This window comes from Herbaspirillum sp. SJZ107, from assembly GCF_006715485.1.
Taxonomy (GTDB): Bacteria; Pseudomonadota; Gammaproteobacteria; order Burkholderiales; family Burkholderiaceae_D; genus Telluria.
In genome coordinates this window covers 111,900-130,071 of sequence record NZ_VFNH01000001.1, presented here as the reverse complement: position 1 = coordinate 130,071, position 18,172 = coordinate 111,900, and the positions used below count along the sequence as shown (strand labels likewise).

Sequence of the window (18,172 nt, the reverse complement as noted above, 5' to 3'; positions counted from 1 at the left end):
ATCTGATCCGCCCTCATCCAACCCGTCGCGCAAGGAGCCAACAATGGAAATGAAAAAAATCAACGCCGGCAAGCTGCGTGCCATCGGCTACGACACGCGCGAGCGCATCCTGCGGGTCGAGTTCGACGACGGCACTGCCATCGATCACAGTGGCGTCGGCAGCGAGGTGTGGCGGCGGTTGTCGACGTCCGGGGCGGCCTGGAGTTTTTACCGCGATAACATCGAAGAGGAATTCGCCGGCAAGCGAGGGCGGGCCGAGGTGGCGAGCAAGCGTGCCGAGCTGGATGCCTTGTTCGGTGGCGGTGCCGAACCGGAGGTGAAGAAGGCGAATCCGCTGGATGCCCTGTTCAAGCAGCCGGGCGAGGAATGAAAAACGCCGCACCGTTGTCGTGGTGCGGCGTAGAGATAGCGTTGGATGAACGCGTGGACGGCAGAGCCGTCCACCCTGCCATTAAGCAGACTCTTTGAGCTGATCCAGGATCGCCGGGTTTTCCAGCGTCGACACGTCCTGGGTGATGTTCTCGCCCTTGGCCAGCACGCGCAGCAGGCGGCGCATGATCTTGCCGGAACGGGTCTTGGGCAGGTTGTCGCCGAAGCGGATTTCCTTCGGCTTGGCGATCGGACCGATCTCCTTGCCGACCCAGGTGCGCAGCTCGGCCGCCAGTTGCTTGGCTTCGTCGCCGGTCGGACGGCCGCCCTTCAGCACCACGAAGGCGCAGATCGCTTCGCCGGTGGTGTCGTCCGGCTTGCCGACCACGGCGGCTTCGGCCACCGCCGAATGCGCCACCAGGGCCGATTCGATTTCCATCGTGCCCATGCGGTGGCCCGAGACGTTCAGCACGTCGTCGATGCGGCCGGTGATCGTGAAGTAGCCGGTGTCCTTGTTGCGGATCGCGCCGTCGCCGGCCAGGTAGTATTTGCCGCCCAGCTCTTCCGGGTAATAGGCGCTGCGGAAGCGGTCCGGGTTGTTCCAGATGGTGCGGATCATCGACGGCCACGGACGCTTGACGACCAGGATGCCGCCCTGCCCGTTCGGCACGTCGGCGCCGGCTTCGTCGACGATGGCGGCCATGATGCCCGGCAGCGGCAGCGTGCACGAGCCCGGGATCATCGGGGTCGCGCCCGGCAGCGGCGTGATCATGTGGCCGCCGGTTTCGGTCTGCCAGAAGGTGTCGACGATCGGGCAGCGCTCGCCGCCGACGTTCTTGTAGTACCACATCCAGGCTTCCGGATTGATCGGCTCGCCGACGGTGCCCAGCAGGCGCAGGCTCGACAGATCGAAGCTCTTCGGATGCACTTTCTCGTCCGCGTTGGAGGCCTTGATCAGCGAGCGGATCGCGGTCGGCGCGGTGTAGAAGATGCTGACTTTGTGCTTGGCGATGGTTTCCCAGAAGCGGCCGGCGTGCGGGTAGGTCGGCACGCCCTCGAAGATCACCTGGGTGGCGCCGACCGCGGTCGGGCCGTAGGCGATGTAGGTGTGGCCGGTCACCCAGCCGATGTCGGCGGTGCACCAGTAGACGTCGCTCGGCTTGATGTCGAACGACCATTTCATGGTCAGCGCGGCCCACAGCAGGTAGCCGCCGGTGCTGTGCTGGACGCCCTTCGGCGTGCCGGTCGAACCCGAGGTGTAGAGGATGAACAGCGGGTGCTCGGCGTCGACCCATTCCGGCTCGCAGTCGGCGGACTGGCCTTCGACCAGGTCGTGCAGCCACAGGTCGCGGCCTTCCTGGAAGTTGATGTTACCGCCGGTGCGCTTGTAGACGATGACATCCTTGATCGTGTCGCAGCCGCCCATCGCCAGCGCTTCGTCGACGATGGCTTTCAGGGGCAGCGATTTGCCGCCGCGCAGCTGCTCGTCGGCGGTGATGATGGCGACGGCGCCGGCGTCGATCACGCGCTCCTGCAGCGACTTGGCCGAGAAGCCGCCGAACACGACCGAGTGGGTGGCGCCGATGCGGGCGCAGGCCTGCATCGCGGTCACGCCTTCGATCGACATCGACATGTAGATGATGACGCGGTCGCCCTTCTTGATGCCGCGCGACTTGAGGCCGTTGGCGAACTTGCAGACGCGCTCGTGCAGCTCGCGGTAGCTGGCGCGGGTGACGCTGCCGTCGTCGGCTTCGAAGATGATCGCGGTTTTATCCGCGTTGCCGTTCTCGAGGTTGCGGTCGAGGCAGTTGTACGAGGCGTTCAACTTGCCGTCGGCGAACCATTTGTAGAATGGCGCGTTCGACTCGTCCAGGGTTTGCGTGAATGGCGTCTGCCAGGCCAGGTTCTCGCGCGCGAGGCGGGCCCAGAAGCCTTCGTAGTCGTTGGCGGCTTCGTCGCACAGTTTTTGGTAGGCGTCCATCCCGGAGATGGCGGCATTGGCGGCGAAGTCGGCGGGCGGGTTGAAGACGCGCTGTTCGTTCAGTGCGCCCTGCTCTTGATTGGTCTCGGTCTCAGCCATACTAGTCTCCATAGTAGTAGTTTTGCACAATACCTTAGGCGGACTCGCTTACTGAGCGCTTACAGCGCACCAGTGCGGTGCACCCGCTGGCATCCCTCGTACGATTCTACCAACCTTTGTGCATCGCGGAAGACAAGCCAGCAATCGCGTACGGGTGTAGAATGTTCAGCTGTCTTGACCGATGCCCGCGTCACAAGCTCCACCAACCGGCTCCCATTACAGATCAGATGCTCGAATCGCAATCCCCTTCCGCAGCAAAAAAACGCAGCGCCCTCGCCAATTTCATGTTCGCCAGCCGCTGGCTGCAATTGCCCCTGTATCTCGGCCTGATCCTTGCCCAGTGCGTCTACGTATTCCATTTCTGGGTCGAACTCAAGGACCTGGTGCTGGCCGCCATGGGCAACGAGGACGCCCTGCAGCACATCATCCAGGCCGTGGCCGTGCCCAACGCGCCGCCGCCGACCAAGCTCAACGAAACCACCATCATGCTGGTCGTGCTCGGCCTGATCGACGTGGTGATGATCTCCAACCTCCTGATCATGGTGATCGTGGGCGGCTACGAAACCTTCGTGTCGCGCATGCACCTCGAAGACCACCCGGACCAGCCCGAGTGGCTGTCGCACGTGAACGCATCGGTGCTGAAGACCAAGCTGGCCATGGCCATCATCGGCATCTCCTCGATTCACCTGCTGAAGACCTTCATCAACGCGAATGCCTACGAGGTCAAGGTGCTGGTCGCCCAGACCTGCATCCACATCGCGTTCCTGCTGTCGGCGATGGCGATCGCCTACACCGACCGCATCATGATGAACACCCAGAGCAACTCCAAACATTAACCTGAACGAGAACGAAATGACTGTCATCAAACAGGACGACCTGATCGAATCCGTCGCGGCCGCACTCCAGTACATCAGCTACTACCACCCGGCCGACTACATCCAGCACCTGGCGCGCGCGTACGAATCCGAGCAGAGCCCGGCCGCGAAGGATGCGATCGCGCAGATCCTGACCAACTCGAAGATGTGCGCCGAAGGCAAGCGTCCGATCTGCCAGGACACCGGTATCGTCAACGTGTTCCTGAAGGTCGGCATGAACGTGCGCTTCGAAGGTTTCGGCGAGCGCTCGATCACGGACGCCGTCAACGAAGGCGTGCGCCGCGCGTACAACTTCCCGGACAACAAGCTGCGCGCCTCGATCGTGGCCGACCCGCACTTCGAGCGCAAGAACACCAAGGACAACACCCCGGCCGTGGTCCACATGGAACTGGTCCCGGGTGACACCATCGACGTGAAAGTGGCTGCAAAAGGCGGCGGTTCGGAGAACAAGACCAAGTTCGTGATGCTGAACCCGTCCGACTCGCTGGTCGACTGGGTGCTGAAGACCGTGCCGCTGATGGGCGCCGGCTGGTGCCCGCCGGGCATGCTCGGCATCGGTATCGGCGGCTCGGCCGAAAAGGCGATGCTGATGGCGAAAGAGTCGCTGATGGAAGACATCGACATGTACGAACTCAAGCAGCGCGGCCCGCAGAACAAGCTGGAAGAACTGCGTATCGAACTGTGCGACAAGATCAATGCGCTCGGCATCGGCGCCCAGGGCCTGGGCGGCCTGACCACCGTGCTGGACGTGAAGATCAACATGTACCCGACCCACGCCGCATCGAAGCCGGTCGCGATGATCCCGAACTGCGCCGCCACCCGCCACGCCCACTTCGTGCTGGACGGCTCGGGCCCGGCCTACATCGACCCGCCGTCGCTGTCGACCTGGCCGGACGTGCAGTGGACCCCGGACACCCAGAAGTCGAAGCGCGTCGACCTGAACACGCTCACCAAGGAAGAAGTCGCATCCTGGCAGCCGGGCCAGACCCTGCTCCTGAACGGCAAGATGCTGACCGGCCGCGACGCCGCCCACAAGCGCATCCAGGACATGCTGGCGCGCGGCGAGCAGCTGCCGGTGGACTTCACCAATCGCGTGATCTACTACGTCGGCCCGGTCGATCCGGTCGGCGACGAAGTGGTCGGCCCGGCCGGTCCGACGACCGCGACCCGCATGGACAAGTTCACCGACATGATGCTCGAGAAGACCGGCCTGATCGCGATGATCGGCAAGGCCGAACGCGGCCCGACCGCGATCGAGTCGATCAAGAACCACAAGTCGGCCTACCTGATGGCGGTCGGCGGTTCGGCCTACCTGGTCTCCAAGGCGATCAAGTCGGCCAAGGTGCTGGGCTTCGAAGACCTGGGCATGGAAGCGATCTACGAGTTCGAGGTGCAGGACATGCCGGTGACCGTGGCAGTCGATTCGACCGGTACCTCGGTGCACCAGACCGGGCCGAAGGAATGGTCGGCCAAGATCGAGTCGCTGAAGGGTATTCCGGTCACGACCGCGTAAATCGCCTGCTGTGCTGAACCTGGGCCCCTGAGTGCGCAGGGGCGACGTATCTGCGGCCACGTGTCGTCGAGCCGTCGTCCTGCGCAGGCAGGGGCCCAATGTATTCCACATTCCCCAACGCTCTGCAGCTGGGTTAACATCTGTCCATGACTACCCAAGCACACCCCAACGACGCCCCCATCGGCATCTTCGACTCCGGCGTCGGCGGCCTCTCGATCCTGCGCCACATCCGCGCCCAGCTTCCGCACGAACACCTGCTCTACGTCGCCGACACCGGCTTCGCCCCCTACGGCGACAAGTCCGAGGACGTGGTCGCGGCGCGCTCGCTGGCCGTTGCCCGCTTCCTGGTGGCCCGCGGCGCCAAGGCGCTGGTCGTGGCCTGCAACACCGCCACCATCTCCGCCGTCAAGCTGCTGCGCGAAAGCTTCCCCGACATGCCCATCGTCGGCGTCGAACCGGGCCTGAAGCCGGCCGCCGGCGCCAGCCGCAACGGCAAGATCGGCGTGCTGGCCACCGAGCGCACGCTGGCCGGCGCCAAGTTCCTGCAGCTGCGCGACCAGATCAGCGCCGCCACCGGCGCCGCGTTCCTGCTGCAGGCCTGCCGCGGCCTGGTCGACCAGATCGAATCGGGCGACGCCCAGGCCACCACCCAGCTGCTGCAACGCTACATCACGCCGCTGCTGGAACAGGGTGCCGACACGCTGGTGCTGGGCTGCACCCACTACCCGCTGGTGCGGGCGTCGATCGAGGACGTGATCGCGGACAGCGGCGCGCGCGGCATCGTGCTGGTCGATACCGGCGACGCCGTGGCGCGCCAGCTGGTGCGCCTGCTCGATGCGGGCCAGTTGCTGCGCGCTGCCGATGGCGCCGAACCCGCCAGCCTGCACGCTTACACGAGCGCCAGCGCCACCGCGCTGGCGGCCGCCTTCAACAGCCTGGTCGGCATCGATCCGCCTGTGGACGAGGTGGCGTTCGAACTGGCATGAGGACCGCCGCACTGTTCGGCAAAACTCGATTTGCCAGAATGCGAAGTACCTTATATAATCTTGTTCTGTCGCAGCAACAACAACGCGACAGCAAGTAAGACAGTGGTGGCTGTAGCTCAGTTGGTAGAGTCCAGGATTGTGATTCCTGTTGTCGTGGGTTCGAGTCCCATCAGCCACCCCAAGAATTCGGTATCAAGCAAAGGCCCCATCGCGAACAGCATGGGGCCTTTTTGCTGTGGTCGCCGGTCCTCCCTCCCTGTCGATAAAATTTACATTGCGCTATAAATCAATGCCATCTCAACATTAAACGGTTGAAAACAAACGTTTATTTGTTCTGGCATACATTTTGCGGCGCCATGGCATCCATTCTCCTTCGATTTCCGACAGGGCATGCATTCCATGACAGGCAGCCGTTCACCCCATCGCAATGTCCTTATCGCCCTGGCCAGCGGCATCGGCGTCACCCTGTGCTGGTTCCTGCTGACATGGCACTACGGCTTCGATCTTGCCGACGAAGGCTATTATTGGTACGGCAGTCAACGCGTCCTGCGCGGCGAAGTCCCGATACGGGATTTCCTGGCCTACGACATCGGCCGTTATCTGTGGGCCGCCGCCATCATGTTCGTCATGGGTGACGAAGGCATTTTCGGTGCACACTCGGCCGCATTCGTCTATCAGGCGCTGAGCGTCTGCGTCGGTACCTGGCTGGCGCTCTGGGCACTCCAGGCCAGGCTGGGCACGGCGCGCACCATCGGTTTCGCGGTCGCGGTGGCCCTGATCCTGAATCTCTGGGCGACGCCCTATTACAAGGTGTATGACTACGGCACCTGTATCCTGATCGTCGCGATGACGGTGCTGATACTGACGTCGCGCTCGCCGGCACGCTGGTTCGGCGCCGGCGTGATACTGGGACTGGCGGCTGTCATGGGACGCAATCACGGCGTGTACGGCGCGGCCTCCGCCCTGCTGGCCCTCGGCTTCGTACTGCTCAAGCAGGGAAATCGCCACGCTGTGCTGCGTCCGGCGCTTGCCTTCATCGGCGGGACGATTCTCGGTTTCAGCCCGACCTTCCTCATGGAGCTGGCCAAGCCGGGATTCCTGGACGCGCTCGCCGCCGGGGTCATCGAGCACGTCCACAGCGTCGCCGGCGCCACCAATATTCCCCTGCCCGTGCCCTGGCCCTGGACCGCCGAACACGGGAAGAACGGATGGGTGCTGTGGGCCTGCGACGTGGCGAAAGGCGTGGGCTTCATCGCGCTGCTGCTGGTGCCGGTGTTGGCGCTGCTCGCCATGCTGCGCAAGCGTATCGCCGGGTTCACCGAACTGCACTACCTGCTGACCGCGTCGGCATTCGTGGGCCTGGTCTACGCACACTACGCCTACTCGCGTGCCGACCTGGTCCACCTGGCGCTGGCGGTCGTGCCCGTGCTGCTGATTCTTTTCTGTTGCAGCATGCTGGGCCGTGCAGTGCTTCCCGTCGCGATCGGCGTTCTCGGCTTTTCCGTACTGGCGGTGGGCCAGGATGTCATGATCATCAACAGCAAGCTGTTCGGCCGGACCATGAAGACCGTCGTGATCGACGGCAGTACCTTGCACACCGATCCCTTCATCGTCGACCACATCCTGGCCAGCCGGCGTGCGCTGGCGACGGTACCGGGCGCACAGGCGAATTTCCTGGCCGTCCCCAACCTGCCGGGCCTGTATGCCATCAACAGGTCGAGGATGGGGATATGGGAAATCTATGCCCTGTCGCACCGCGATGCCGGCTTCGAACAGGCCGAACTGGCACGTCTGGCAAAGCTGCCGCCCAAGATGGTGCTGCTATCGAATCATGCCCTGGATAACCAGCCCCAGATGCGTTACAGCGCCATTCATCCGGTGACCTACAAGTGGATCGTCGACAATTACGAACGCGAAAAGCGGGCACCGATGTCGGATCTCGAAGTGTATGTAAGAAAAGGAAGTCTGGCGGCGCAGTGAGCGCTGCGCCGGCAACAAAAAGCCCAGTCCGAGGACTGGGCTTTTTGATTCATGGGCTTATCAGGTAAGCCTGGATGCCGATCAGCGTGACCCGATCAGGCGTGACGATCAGGAACGGTTCGGGTTGTTCGGACGGTTGTCGACACGGTTCGGCACGCCGTCGCCGTCACGGTCGCCACGACGCCAGCCGCCGCGTTCCAGTTCCCAGCCGTTGCTGCCCTGGCGCCATTCCGGACGGTGGTAGGCATATCCCTTGCGGGCACGTTCCCAGTGGCCCTGCACCCAGGTATAACGGCGGCCGTTCCAGTTCCAGTAGCCAGGTGCCCATTCGTAACCGCGGCGGGCATGCGGCACGACTTCGTGGCGCGGGGCCGGCGGTGCGGTACGGACAACCACGACCTCACCTTTGGCGAAGGCCTGCACCGGCACGAAAGCGGCAGTACTGATCAGAGCGGCGGCAGCGGCACAGAGGATTCGTTTCATGATGCTTCTCCTTTGGGTTGGTGTTGGACTCACTATAGCGAGCCCGGCGCCAGCACAGTAGGAATGATGCAAGTGCTTACAACCGAAACATGACGCTAAGAAACAGTAACAGTTGCACTCCGGTCTTTGCAGCATGCATAGGTGATGCGCCGCCTCAACAGGGCTTCAATTCCGGGGGAATCGGGGCTGCTACTCATCAATATCCGTTCCGTTTCTCCTTGTCCGGCCCTGGCTGAACCCGTAACGTGGAATGACAGAGTTCGCCAGTTCTTCCACGCCCGCTCGGAGTTCTTCCATGAAAACCCGTATCAAGTCACTGCTCTGCATCCTGTCGGTATCGATGCTGACTGCCGCCGCCGGCCCATTGGCGCCGGCCGCACCCGTGCTGCTGGAGCCCAATCCCTACCCGACCCAGCCGAATACCCATGAACTGCCGCCGCGCTACAGCGCCCCGGCCGGGGTCAATGCGACGGCGCGGCTGGCTTACTGGAGCGAGCAGGCCTGGCGCTCGGCCGTCTTCGACGTGACGCCGCCCCCTAGCGGGCCGTTCGCCTTTGCGGAGCAGCGCGGGCGCACGCGCAGCAGCCGCGTGATGGCCATCTTCCACCTCGCCGTCTACGATGCCCTGAATGCGATCACCAAGCGCTATCCGGGCTACAGCGGCCCTCTGGCGGCACTGCCCGACAGCATGCCCGATGCGGCGATCGCCCAGGCTTCGCACGACGTGCTGGTGGCCCTGTACACGCGCCAGGCCGCCCGCCTCGACGCGCTGCTGAAAGAAGACCTGGCCAGGCTGCCCGACTGCCGCGCCAAGCAGAACGGCATCGACGTCGGCCGCCGCGCCGCCGCCGCGATCCTGGCGCTGCGCGCCAACGACGGGTCCGAGCGCCCCAATCCAATCGTCGGCGAGGACTATCCGCTCTACATCGAACCGGGCAAATGGCGCCCCGACCCGGTCAGCCGCATTCCGGTCGCGCTGGGGGCGTACTGGGGATCCGTGAAACCCTTCGTGGTGCCCTCGGTCCTCCCGTTCCGCTCGCCGCCGCCGCCGGCCCTGACCAGCCCGGCCTACACCAATGCCTTCAACGAAGTGAAGCAGCTGGGCGGCGACGGCGTCACCACCCCGACCCGGCGTACGCTGGAACAGACCCGGATCGGCCTCTTCTGGGGCTACGACGACTCGGCCTGGCTCGATTCGCCGATACGCATGTACAACCAGATCGCGCTGCAGATCGTGCTCACGCGCACGCGCGACCCGCTCGAAGTGGCGCGCGCCCTGGGCCTGGTCAACGTGGCCATGGCGGATTCGACCATCGCCGCATGGGATTCCAAGTACCACTACCGCTTCTGGCGCCCGGTGCACGCGGTGCGCGAAGCCGACCCCGGCACCGGACCGACCGGCAAGGGCGACGGCAATCCCGACACGCGGGCCGACCCCAACTGGACGCCGCTGGGCGCGCCGGCCAGCAACATGGTCGGGCCGGATTACACGCCGCCCTTCCCGACCTATCCGTCGGGCCACGCGGCGACCGGCGGCTCGGTGTTCGGGACGCTGCGCAAGCTGTACGGCGACGGGGTCCCGTTCACCTTCGTGTCCGACGAATGGAACGGCATCACGCGCGACAACGACGGCTGGGTCAGGCCAAAGCTGCCGCGCAGCTACGGCAGCTTTTCGCAAGCCGAGGAAGAAGCCGGCCAGAGCCGGATCTACATCGGCGTGCACTTCCAATTCGACAAGGTGCAAGGCGTGCTGGTCGGGCGCCAGGTGGCCGATGAGGTGTTCCGGCGCGGACTGGTCCGCCCTGCGCAGTAGGAATAAAAAAAACCGGCCTCGGCCGGTTTTTTTGATTGTGTTGCATGGAATGAAAAAATCAGTCCAGCTTCCAGGCGTAGTCGACCTTGGTCCAGGTCTGGGCCGGGGCGCCGTCCTTGGTGCCCGGCTTGAACTTGCAGGCGGCCAGGCCTTTCAGTGCCGCCTTGTCCAGGCCCTTGAAGCCGCTCGACTTTTCCAGCTTCGAATCGGCCACCGAACCATCGGCGTTGACCTGGAACGACATCGAGGTCACACCCTGCTCTTCGTTCATCAGGGAGGCTTTCGGATAGTCGACCTTGCACTTCGACGCATCGAAGCTGGCCGGCACTTCGGCGGCAAAGGCGGCACCGGCGAAACCGGTCACGAACAGGGCTGCTACCAGGCTGACTGCAAATTTCTTATTGGACATTTTTGTTTCCCCTAAATAACACAGTTTTTTTTAATGCCGGCCTGGCCGGCCGGCGTCGGATAAAGCTTGATTGATGCAGGACTGCTTAGAATTCTTCCCAGTCGTCGCTGACTGCGGCGGCGGCCACCTTTTTCGAGGCCGGGCTCTTGTCCGCTGCCGTTGCCGGCTTGGCAGGCGCCGGGGTGGCCGGCTTCTTCAGTTGCGGCCGGGCCGGACGGGCGGCCACGGCGCGGGTGGCGACGGCGGTCGCGGCGGCCGGCGCCACCGGGGCGGCTGCCACGGCGGCCTCCATGCCCTCTTCCAGCTTGAAGATACTGACCACGCGCTGCAGTTCCGCAGCCTGGTCCTGCAGGCTCTGGAAGGCGGCGGCGGCTTGTTCCACCAGCGCCGCATTCTGCTGGGTCATGCCGTCCATCTCGATGATCGACAGGTTCACCTGTTCGATGCCGGCGCTCTGCTCGGCGCTGGCGGCGGCGATGTCGCTCATGATGTCGGTCACGCGCTTGACGCTGTCGACCACTTCTTCCATCGTCACGCCCGCCTCGCCGACCAGCTTGCTGCCACGGCCAATCTTCTCGACCGAGTCGCCGATCAGGGTCTTGATTTCTTTCGCTGCCGCCGCCGAACGCTGGGCCAGGCTGCGCACTTCGGATGCCACGACCGCGAAGCCGCGGCCCTGTTCGCCGGCACGGGCCGCTTCGACCGCGGCATTCAGCGCCAGGATGTTGGTCTGGAAGGCGATGCCATCGATCACGCCGATGATGTCGGCGATCTTGCTGGCCGAGCTGTTGATCTCGCCCATGGTGCCGACCACTTGCGACACCACTTCGCCACCCTTGCGCGCCACGTCCGATGCAGTGGCGGCCAGCTGGTTCGCTTCGCGGGCATTGTCAGCGTTCTGCTTCACGGTCGAGGTCAGTTCTTCCATTGCCGAGGCCGTCTTTTCCAGCGAGCTGGCCTGCAGTTCGGTACGCGAGGACAGGTCGACGTTGCCGGCCGAGATTTCACGCGATGCGGTGGTGATGGTCTGGGTGCCGCGGCGCACCTGGCTGACGATGTCGACCAGGCTGTTGCGCATCTGTTTCATTTCGGTCAGCAGGCTGCCGCTGTCGCTCGACTTGGTGTCGATGGCGATCGACAGGTTGCCGTGGGCGATGCTGCCGGCGATCTGGGCGGTGTAGCCCGGCTCGCCGCCCAGCTGCTTGAGCAGGCCGCGGGTGATGATGTAGGCAGCGGCAACGCCGATCGCGACCGCCAGGGCCAGCAGTCCGAGCATGAAGTTGCGGGCACCGGCGAAGGCGGCTTCGGCAGCGACCTGGGTCTCGGCGTTCTGCTTGTCTTCCATCTTGCCGAGCTGATCCAGCGCTTCCAGCCACTTCTTCTGGGCCGGACGGATTTCCTTGACCATCACGCGGGTGGCGTCCATGGCATTGTTGGCCAGGTAGAGCTGCGATGCCTTGGCGATGGCCGGCATGGCGACGTTTTCCGCTTCCTTGATCCGGGCCAGCAGCGCTTTCTCTTCACTCGACGCCTCGAGCGCAAACTTCTCGCTCAGCTTCTGCTGCAGGGCGTCGTATTTGGCGGTCTGCTCCTTGAAGCGGTTCAGTTCCGGTTCCATGTCGGCCGCATCGGTCATCAGCGTCAGGGTGCGCAGCGAGGTGACGCGCTCGCTGACGTTGTTGCGCATGTCGACGACCAGGCGGGTGACGACATTGCTGACGCTCACCACATGGTCGAGCCGGTTCTGGATCTGTGCCATGCGGACGATGCCGACGACAGTCACCACGACCAGCAGCACCAGGACCAGGGCAAAGCCCAGACCGAGTCGCACACCGACCTTCATGTTTGTTAAATTCATTACTTGCTTTCCCTGTTTCAAGTGATCGAGATCGCCCGGAACCTGCTGCGCCGCGCGTCGCACATGCACGACCACCAACTTCTCCGGGTGGCTTCGTGTATTTCCCTCAGGATAAATCAATTTGCTAAAGTTGCAGATAGCAAAGATGCTTTGTAGCAAAACTGTTTCAGTAACACAACAGTTGAACCGGCTTCCAACGCTGTCCTGAGGACGGTCAAAGCATGGAGAAGGACACTAGTATGAAACGCATCCTTGCCGCATGGCAAGAAATTTACGCAGAGAAAGGATCTGCAGACGAGAATCGTCGCGGATTTTGAACATGCGGCGGCGTGTGCACGCCGCCGGTTCAGTGCTGGGGCGGATGCGTGAAGCGCGCCCGTTCTGCCTCGAGCAGTTGCGCGATGCCGACCGTGAGATTGGTGGCCGGCAGGTCTTCATGGCCGTGCAGCGCCAGCGTGGAGCGGAACTGCATGCGCCGGCCATACAGGCCGGCGCGCGCGCTGGCGCTGGTCACGATGCGCGGCGAGCGCCTTGCCAGGCGCCGGAAGGTGGCCACGATCTCGGCGATGGTGGTCGGGTGTTCGGAGGCGATGATCTTGGTGAGCTGGTGCGCCGGGCCGGTCTCGCGCAGCGCGCAGATCATGTGCGCGGCCGCGTCTTCGACGCGCAGGTAGTCGCGGATCGTATCGAAGGGAACGAAGATCTGGACCGGCTGGTGGCGCACGATGCTGCGCGCGATATGGGTCAGCAGGCCCTGCTGCTTGCCGACCGCCTGGCCGGTGCCGTACAGGGTGCTGAAACGGGCCAGCAGCGCGCGCGTGTCCGGACGCGCGGCGGCGAAGGCGCGCACCAGGTCTTCCTGCTGCAGCTTGGCGCGGGCATACGGCGTGGTCGGCGCCACAGGCGTGATTTCGCTGATGATCTCATCGAGCGCACCGGCATAGATCGCGCCCGCCGAGCTGGCGAAGCCGATCGCGCCCGGGGTGCCGGCCAGCGCCGGATGCGCTGCCAGCGCTTCCAGCAGCACGCCCAGGGCCTCGGTCTCGAGCATCAGCGCTTCCGCCGGGCTGGACATCGTGCCCACGCCGGCCGCCCAGTACACCTCCCACGCGCGCGAAGCCGATGCGGCGACGCGCTGCGCAAAGGCGCCGGCATTCGCCTGCAGCTGCGCTATCAGGCGCGCACGCTCGGCCCAGGCCAGGCGCTCGCCCGGGACGAACACGTCGTCGCCGAGCGCAGTCGAGCGGTGCCACAGCGCGGCGCCCAGTAGCCCCCCTGCCCCGACCACCCATACGGTCTTCATGCGCGCACCAGCGGCCGTACCGGCTTGCTGCTGACCACGTACAGCGGCTTGCCCATGACAATATTCATCGTGACCGCCAGGTACTCGGAAATGATGCCCATCGAGGCCAGGATCGTCCCCGAGAAGAACGCGACCACCGTGACCAGCGAGGTCCAGCCCTGGATCGGCACGTCGCCCACGTACTTGCCGTACAGCGCGAACGCGGCCAGGAAGATCGCCAGCAGCATCGAGATGAAGCCGACGATGGTGATCAGGCGCAGCGGCCGGGTACCGGTGGTCAGGATCAGGTTCCAGAAATGACCGAACAGGCGGAAATAGGAGTAGCCGGACGGCCGGTCCATTTCATTGCGCAGCTTGATGGGGGCGTGGCCGATGCGCCCGGTGATCCAGAACAGGCCGACGTCGAGATAGACGCCGTTGCCGCAATAGGCCGCCAGCGTGCGTGCGATCTCGCCGTCGACCAGCCGGAAGCTGTTGAAGCGGCCGATCGACTTGTTGCCCAGCATCCGCGTGCTGATCGCCTTGGCCGTGCGGCTGGCCGTGTTGCGCAGCCAGCCGTGCGGCGGCGGATTCAGCGGCTGCGCATACACCAGCTGCAGCGACGACGCGATGGCCGCGTCCAGCAGGTGGGCGATGTCGGCCGGGTCCTGCTGGCCATCCTCGTCCATGGTCACGACCCACTGGGCGGTGGCGCTGGCCATGCCGGCCATGGTGGCGGCATGCTGGCCGTAATTGCGCGACAGCCAGACCGGCGCCACGAAGGGATAACGCTGCGCCAGCGCCTCGATGGCCTTGTCCGAGCGGTCCGGCCCGCAGTCATGCGCCAGCACCACCTCCGAGACGACGAACAGGTTGCCTTCCGGGCTCAGGCGCTGGGTGGTGAGCGGTTCGATTTCGGCAATGATGGACGGCAGCGTGGTTTCGCCGCGGTACACGGGGATCACGATCGAGATGCGGTGCAGCGGCGCATCGTGGGCGGCAACGTCTTCTTGATGCAGGGGATCGGTCTGGGTATTCATGTTCGCTCACGCTTATGGGTTGACAGCGGCTTGGACGGCATTCGGAAAACGGTACAGCCGGTAGCCGCCGCAGGCATACGCAGGCTTCTCGGCAATGTCACGGGGCCAGTCCAGCACCTGTCCGGGATAGGCCAGGAACCAGGCGATGCCGCGTGCCGCCGTGAATTGCTGCAGCCGGGCCGCGTCATCCATGCGCATGAAGCCCAGGACGGCGTCCTGGCGTGCGGCCTGCTCGTGCTGGGTCCCGCCGAATCCGGTCGAGCCGACGTACAACTGGCGCTCCGCCAGCGCGGTCAGCACGAAGCGCTGGTCGCCATGCGAGTCCTGGATGATGTCGGTCGGCTTGCCGCGTGTACGGATGAAGGCGCCCGCATTGACCAGGCAGGTCGGTACCGCATTCATCTCGCTGAACGTGCCCATGTGTTTGCGCTCGGGGAAGGTCTGCAGGCCCGGCGCCGAATACCCGGTCCCGCACAGCGCCACCACGAGGAGTGCGGCCGCGAACAGGCCGCGCCGCAGTGGCTGGTTGGGCAGCACCCGGCCGGCCCAGTTGCGGTACAGCAAGCCTGCACCGAAGGCCGCTGCCACGAAATATGCCCAGACCAGCGGCCGGTTGGTCAATTCGTCCGGCGTACCGACGCCACGGGTATCCTGCGCCAGGCCGACCGCCATGACGATGTAATTGGCCACCACCAGCAGCGGAAAACACAGGAGTGGCAAGCCGACCCGCTTCCTTGCGCCTGCCACCGCCGCCGGCAGCAGCAGCGTCCACAGGCCGAAGGTCGACAGCGACAACATCGCCACCACATAGACCAGCTGTAGCGGCTTGCCGTGCGACTCTTGCAGGAAGACGCGGGTAAAGAAGGATTTCAACGCGCCGGGCTCGTAATCGTGCAGCAGTATGATCAGATAGTCGCTGATGCCGCTGCCATCCAGGCGCATCACCGGCACCCGTGGATTGGTTTGCGAAAACGCCACCACTGCCACGAACAGCACCGTCGCGGCCAGGCCGATCGCAACGCGCCAGCGCCGCTGCAGCGGCGTGAAGAACAGGACGGGGAACATCATCAGGAGATAGCTGTTCGCCACGAAGATATGCGCCTTGTAGAACAGGCAGATACCGAGGAAGACATAACCCAGCAGCACCGTCTGGAATTTCCCGCGGCGGCAGCCATCCAGCACGAACAGCCAGGCCAGGGCGGCGCAGGCAATCCCATACAACATGCCCAGGTTGACCTGGGAAATGAAGTAATAGCTCAGGTAACGGTTGGCGAAGCCCTGCTGGAAACCGTCCGGCAGCAGGGTCACGGCGGCGGCGGCGGCGACACCTGGCCAAGGACCCAACACCTTGCCGACAAGACAATATGCCGCGAGTCCGGTCAGCAGGATGCCGAACGGCAGCTGGAAGCTCGCATACACCTGCATCGCGCTGGCACCGCCCAGGGCGTTGACGACCGCGGCCGACAGGTAACTGGCGAAATGGTAGAGCGGGGCCGGCCCGCCCGCCAGTTTGATGTCGTGGATGGTCCGCAGGCCGTGTGCCTGTGCGAACACGCTGATCTCGCGCACGTGGATATAGACGTCGGGCCAGACCCTGAAGACCGTGTTGTCGCCCTGGGCCTGCAGCGGCGCCTGGACATCGCCGGCCCAGATCGTGGCGCCGGCGCCCGCGATCAGCACGGCCAGCCACGGTGCCCAGGCCTCGAAGCCCGGCGCATGGGTGGCGGGCGGCACGGTGCGCTTGCGCAGGGCAAAGGCCGCGGCCGCGCCGGCAGCGCCCAGGATCGCCACGTCGAGGGCCATGCCGAGGGGCGAACACAGGGCCAGCACGAACAGCGCCGTGTTGAACATGAAGTAGCCGCACAGCAACTGGAACGGCATGCCCATGGTGTTGCGGAACAGGCGCGCACTGGCCAGCGCGAACACGTGTCCATACAGCAGATACAGGCCAAGCAGCAGCGCCAGCGAAGCACAGGCCGGCAGCGCCGGCGCGCCCGCCACGCGCCACTGCCACGCACACAGGAAAAGAAACAGCGATGCGACCGGCACCAGGCCGGTACGCATCGCACGCGCTGTCAAGGCAGGCGATCCATCGAATACTGCCGCACGTTCCATTCACACCTCATGACAGGAGGGCGATCCACGCATTCACGCCAGGGGCTTCAGGCCCGCCTGGCCCCGGTAAAGACAAAGGACTTCTGCAAGAAATACGACAGCACGGCAGTCGGCACGATCGCCAGCGCGCCCGCCGAATACGCGTTGGCGCCCAGCCGGATGAGCGAGCCGATCATCAGGATGTTGGACAGGTACAGGATGGTCCAGACCATCACGTAGCGCATGAACAGGCCGCGTGCGGCGTCCTGGAACACGAAGGCGGCCTGGGTCCGGAAGCTGAACAGGATGCCGAGCACCAGCGAGCACAGGTTGCTGACCGCATAATTCAGGCCGCAATACACCAGCAGCGCATAGACGCCATAGCTGAAGCCGGTGTTGATGCCCCCCATGACCAGGAAGCGCAACCAGCGATGCTGCTGCCAGATTGCGTGCAGCCGCGTCATGGCTTGACCGCGTGCATGGCCAGCACCCGGTACAGCACCGAACGCAGCAGCGCATTCACTTTCGCCATCAGCTTGCCGACCAGGATGTCGGGCGTACTGGCGCGGAAGCGCGGATTTGCCGCCAGCTTGCGGATGAACTGCTGGTACTCCAGGCTCTGGCGCGTGCCGATGCGCACGCTCCACGAGCCGACGGAGACCCGGAACGACGCCAGCGCTTCGTTGACGTACCAGGCATCGCCATGGCACAGCAGGCGCACCCAGTAATCGAGGTCGAGCACGTAGGGAATGCTGGCGTCGAAGCGGCCGGCCAGGGCGGCGCTGTCGCGGCGGAACAGCACGCTGCCGGGCTCGCCGATGACGTTGGTGCCGCGGCGCACGCACTGCCGGATCAGCGCACGCGCATCGACGACGCCGCTGCGGCGCTTCGGATAGCCGCGCACCATCACCGTGCGGTCGCGCGCATCGAGGATGGTGCGGGCGCAGAACACCAGTGCCAGCTTGTGCTCGCGGTCGGCTTCCAGCACTGCCACCTGCTTTTCCAGGCAGGTCGGCGCAATCAGGTCGTCCTGGGGCAGCAGCTTGAAGAAGCGGCCGCGCGCCTCGTCCAGGCAGCGGTTCCAGTTGCCTTCCGGCCCCAGGTTCTGCGGATTCTTCAGGTAGCGGATGCGCGGGTCGTCGAAGCCGGCCACGACCTCGTCGGTGTTGTCCGGCGAATTGTCATCAATGACGATCAGCTCGAAGTCGGTCCAGGTCTGGGCGAGCACCGACGCGATCGCCGCGCCCAGGTGCGCAGCGCCGCGATAACAGGGAATACAGACGGATACGGCAGGCATGGCATGAGTCGACATAATTCTGGCGAGGTGACCGAAAGTAAACCATCATACATAAACGTTCAATTTTTTATCGAAAATTATGATTTTTATCAT

Annotated in this window: 15 protein-coding genes and 1 tRNA gene; 7 read left to right on the top strand and 9 right to left on the bottom strand. The window is 64.4% G+C overall.

What is annotated here, in order from left to right:
* Positions 1-43 precede the first annotated feature (43 nt).
* Entirely contained in the window at positions 44-370 is a 327-nt protein-coding gene (locus FBX97_RS29920; RefSeq protein WP_255517233.1) for a KTSC domain-containing protein, read from the top strand.
* An 81-nt stretch (positions 371-451) separates the two neighbouring features.
* Here the strand turns inward: FBX97_RS29920 and acs are convergent, their stop codons facing one another.
* Positions 452-2,449: an acetate--CoA ligase gene (gene acs, locus FBX97_RS00525; RefSeq protein WP_141828317.1), complete on the bottom strand. Its 1,998-nt coding sequence runs from the start codon at positions 2,447-2,449 to the stop codon at positions 452-454.
* 227 nt (positions 2,450-2,676) lie between these two features.
* Here acs and FBX97_RS00520 point away from each other — a divergent pair, with 227 nt between their 5' ends.
* From FBX97_RS00520 to FBX97_RS00500, 5 genes are all read left to right on the top strand, one after another.
* Positions 2,677-3,285 carry a TIGR00645 family protein gene (locus tag FBX97_RS00520; RefSeq protein WP_141828316.1) on the top strand — a complete coding sequence of 203 codons (609 nt, stop codon included), beginning with the start codon at positions 2,677-2,679 and terminating at the stop codon, positions 3,283-3,285.
* 16 nt (positions 3,286-3,301) lie between these two features.
* Positions 3,302-4,837, top strand: coding sequence for a fumarate hydratase (locus tag FBX97_RS00515; RefSeq protein WP_141828315.1), 1,536 nt, complete (start codon positions 3,302-3,304; stop codon positions 4,835-4,837).
* A 146-nt stretch (positions 4,838-4,983) separates the two neighbouring features.
* Entirely contained in the window at positions 4,984-5,823 is an 840-nt protein-coding gene (murI, locus tag FBX97_RS00510; RefSeq protein WP_141828314.1) for a glutamate racemase, read from the top strand.
* A gap of 105 nt (positions 5,824-5,928) precedes the next feature.
* Positions 5,929-6,004, top strand: a tRNA-His gene (locus FBX97_RS00505).
* A 209-nt stretch (positions 6,005-6,213) separates the two neighbouring features.
* Entirely contained in the window at positions 6,214-7,803 is a 1,590-nt protein-coding gene (locus tag FBX97_RS00500) for a hypothetical protein (protein ID WP_141828313.1), read from the top strand.
* A 108-nt stretch (positions 7,804-7,911) separates the two neighbouring features.
* Here FBX97_RS00500 and FBX97_RS00495 read toward each other — a convergent pair whose 3' ends face one another.
* Entirely contained in the window at positions 7,912-8,286 is a 375-nt protein-coding gene (locus FBX97_RS00495; RefSeq protein WP_141828312.1) for a YXWGXW repeat-containing protein, read from the bottom strand.
* Positions 8,287-8,581: 295 nt separating this feature from the next.
* Here FBX97_RS00495 and FBX97_RS00490 point away from each other — a divergent pair, with 295 nt between their 5' ends.
* Positions 8,582-10,099, top strand: a complete 1,518-nt coding sequence (locus tag FBX97_RS00490) for a vanadium-dependent haloperoxidase (protein WP_185748416.1) — start codon at positions 8,582-8,584, stop codon at positions 10,097-10,099.
* A gap of 58 nt (positions 10,100-10,157) precedes the next feature.
* Here FBX97_RS00490 and FBX97_RS00485 read toward each other — a convergent pair whose 3' ends face one another.
* The 7 genes from FBX97_RS00485 to FBX97_RS00455 all read right to left on the bottom strand — a co-directional run bounded on the left by FBX97_RS00485 (position 10,158) and on the right by FBX97_RS00455 (position 18,079).
* Positions 10,158-10,508 carry an energy transducer TonB gene (locus FBX97_RS00485; RefSeq protein WP_141828310.1) on the bottom strand — a complete coding sequence of 117 codons (351 nt, stop codon included), beginning with the start codon at positions 10,506-10,508 and terminating at the stop codon, positions 10,158-10,160.
* An 85-nt stretch (positions 10,509-10,593) separates the two neighbouring features.
* On the bottom strand, positions 10,594-12,366 hold the full coding sequence (locus FBX97_RS00480; protein WP_255517232.1) for a methyl-accepting chemotaxis protein: 1,773 nt from the start codon (positions 12,364-12,366) through the stop codon (positions 10,594-10,596).
* A gap of 346 nt (positions 12,367-12,712) precedes the next feature.
* The gene (locus tag FBX97_RS00475) at positions 12,713-13,669 is read right to left on the bottom strand and encodes an NAD(P)-dependent oxidoreductase (protein WP_141828309.1); all 957 of its coding nucleotides are present in this window, start codon (positions 13,667-13,669) and stop codon (positions 12,713-12,715) included.
* Positions 13,666-14,688: a glycosyltransferase gene (locus tag FBX97_RS00470; RefSeq protein WP_141828308.1), complete on the bottom strand. Its 1,023-nt coding sequence runs from the start codon at positions 14,686-14,688 to the stop codon at positions 13,666-13,668. The genes FBX97_RS00475 and FBX97_RS00470 overlap by 4 nt, the downstream gene beginning before the upstream one ends.
* Before the next feature lie 12 nt (positions 14,689-14,700).
* On the bottom strand, positions 14,701-16,803 hold the full coding sequence (locus tag FBX97_RS00465; protein WP_141828307.1) for a hypothetical protein: 2,103 nt from the start codon (positions 16,801-16,803) through the stop codon (positions 14,701-14,703).
* 47 nt (positions 16,804-16,850) lie between these two features.
* Entirely contained in the window at positions 16,851-17,246 is a 396-nt protein-coding gene (locus tag FBX97_RS00460; RefSeq protein WP_141828306.1) for a GtrA family protein, read from the bottom strand.
* Positions 17,243-18,079: a glycosyltransferase family 2 protein gene (locus FBX97_RS00455; protein ID WP_185748415.1), complete on the bottom strand. Its 837-nt coding sequence runs from the start codon at positions 18,077-18,079 to the stop codon at positions 17,243-17,245. The genes FBX97_RS00460 and FBX97_RS00455 overlap by 4 nt, the downstream gene beginning before the upstream one ends.
* Positions 18,080-18,172 lie beyond the last annotated feature (93 nt).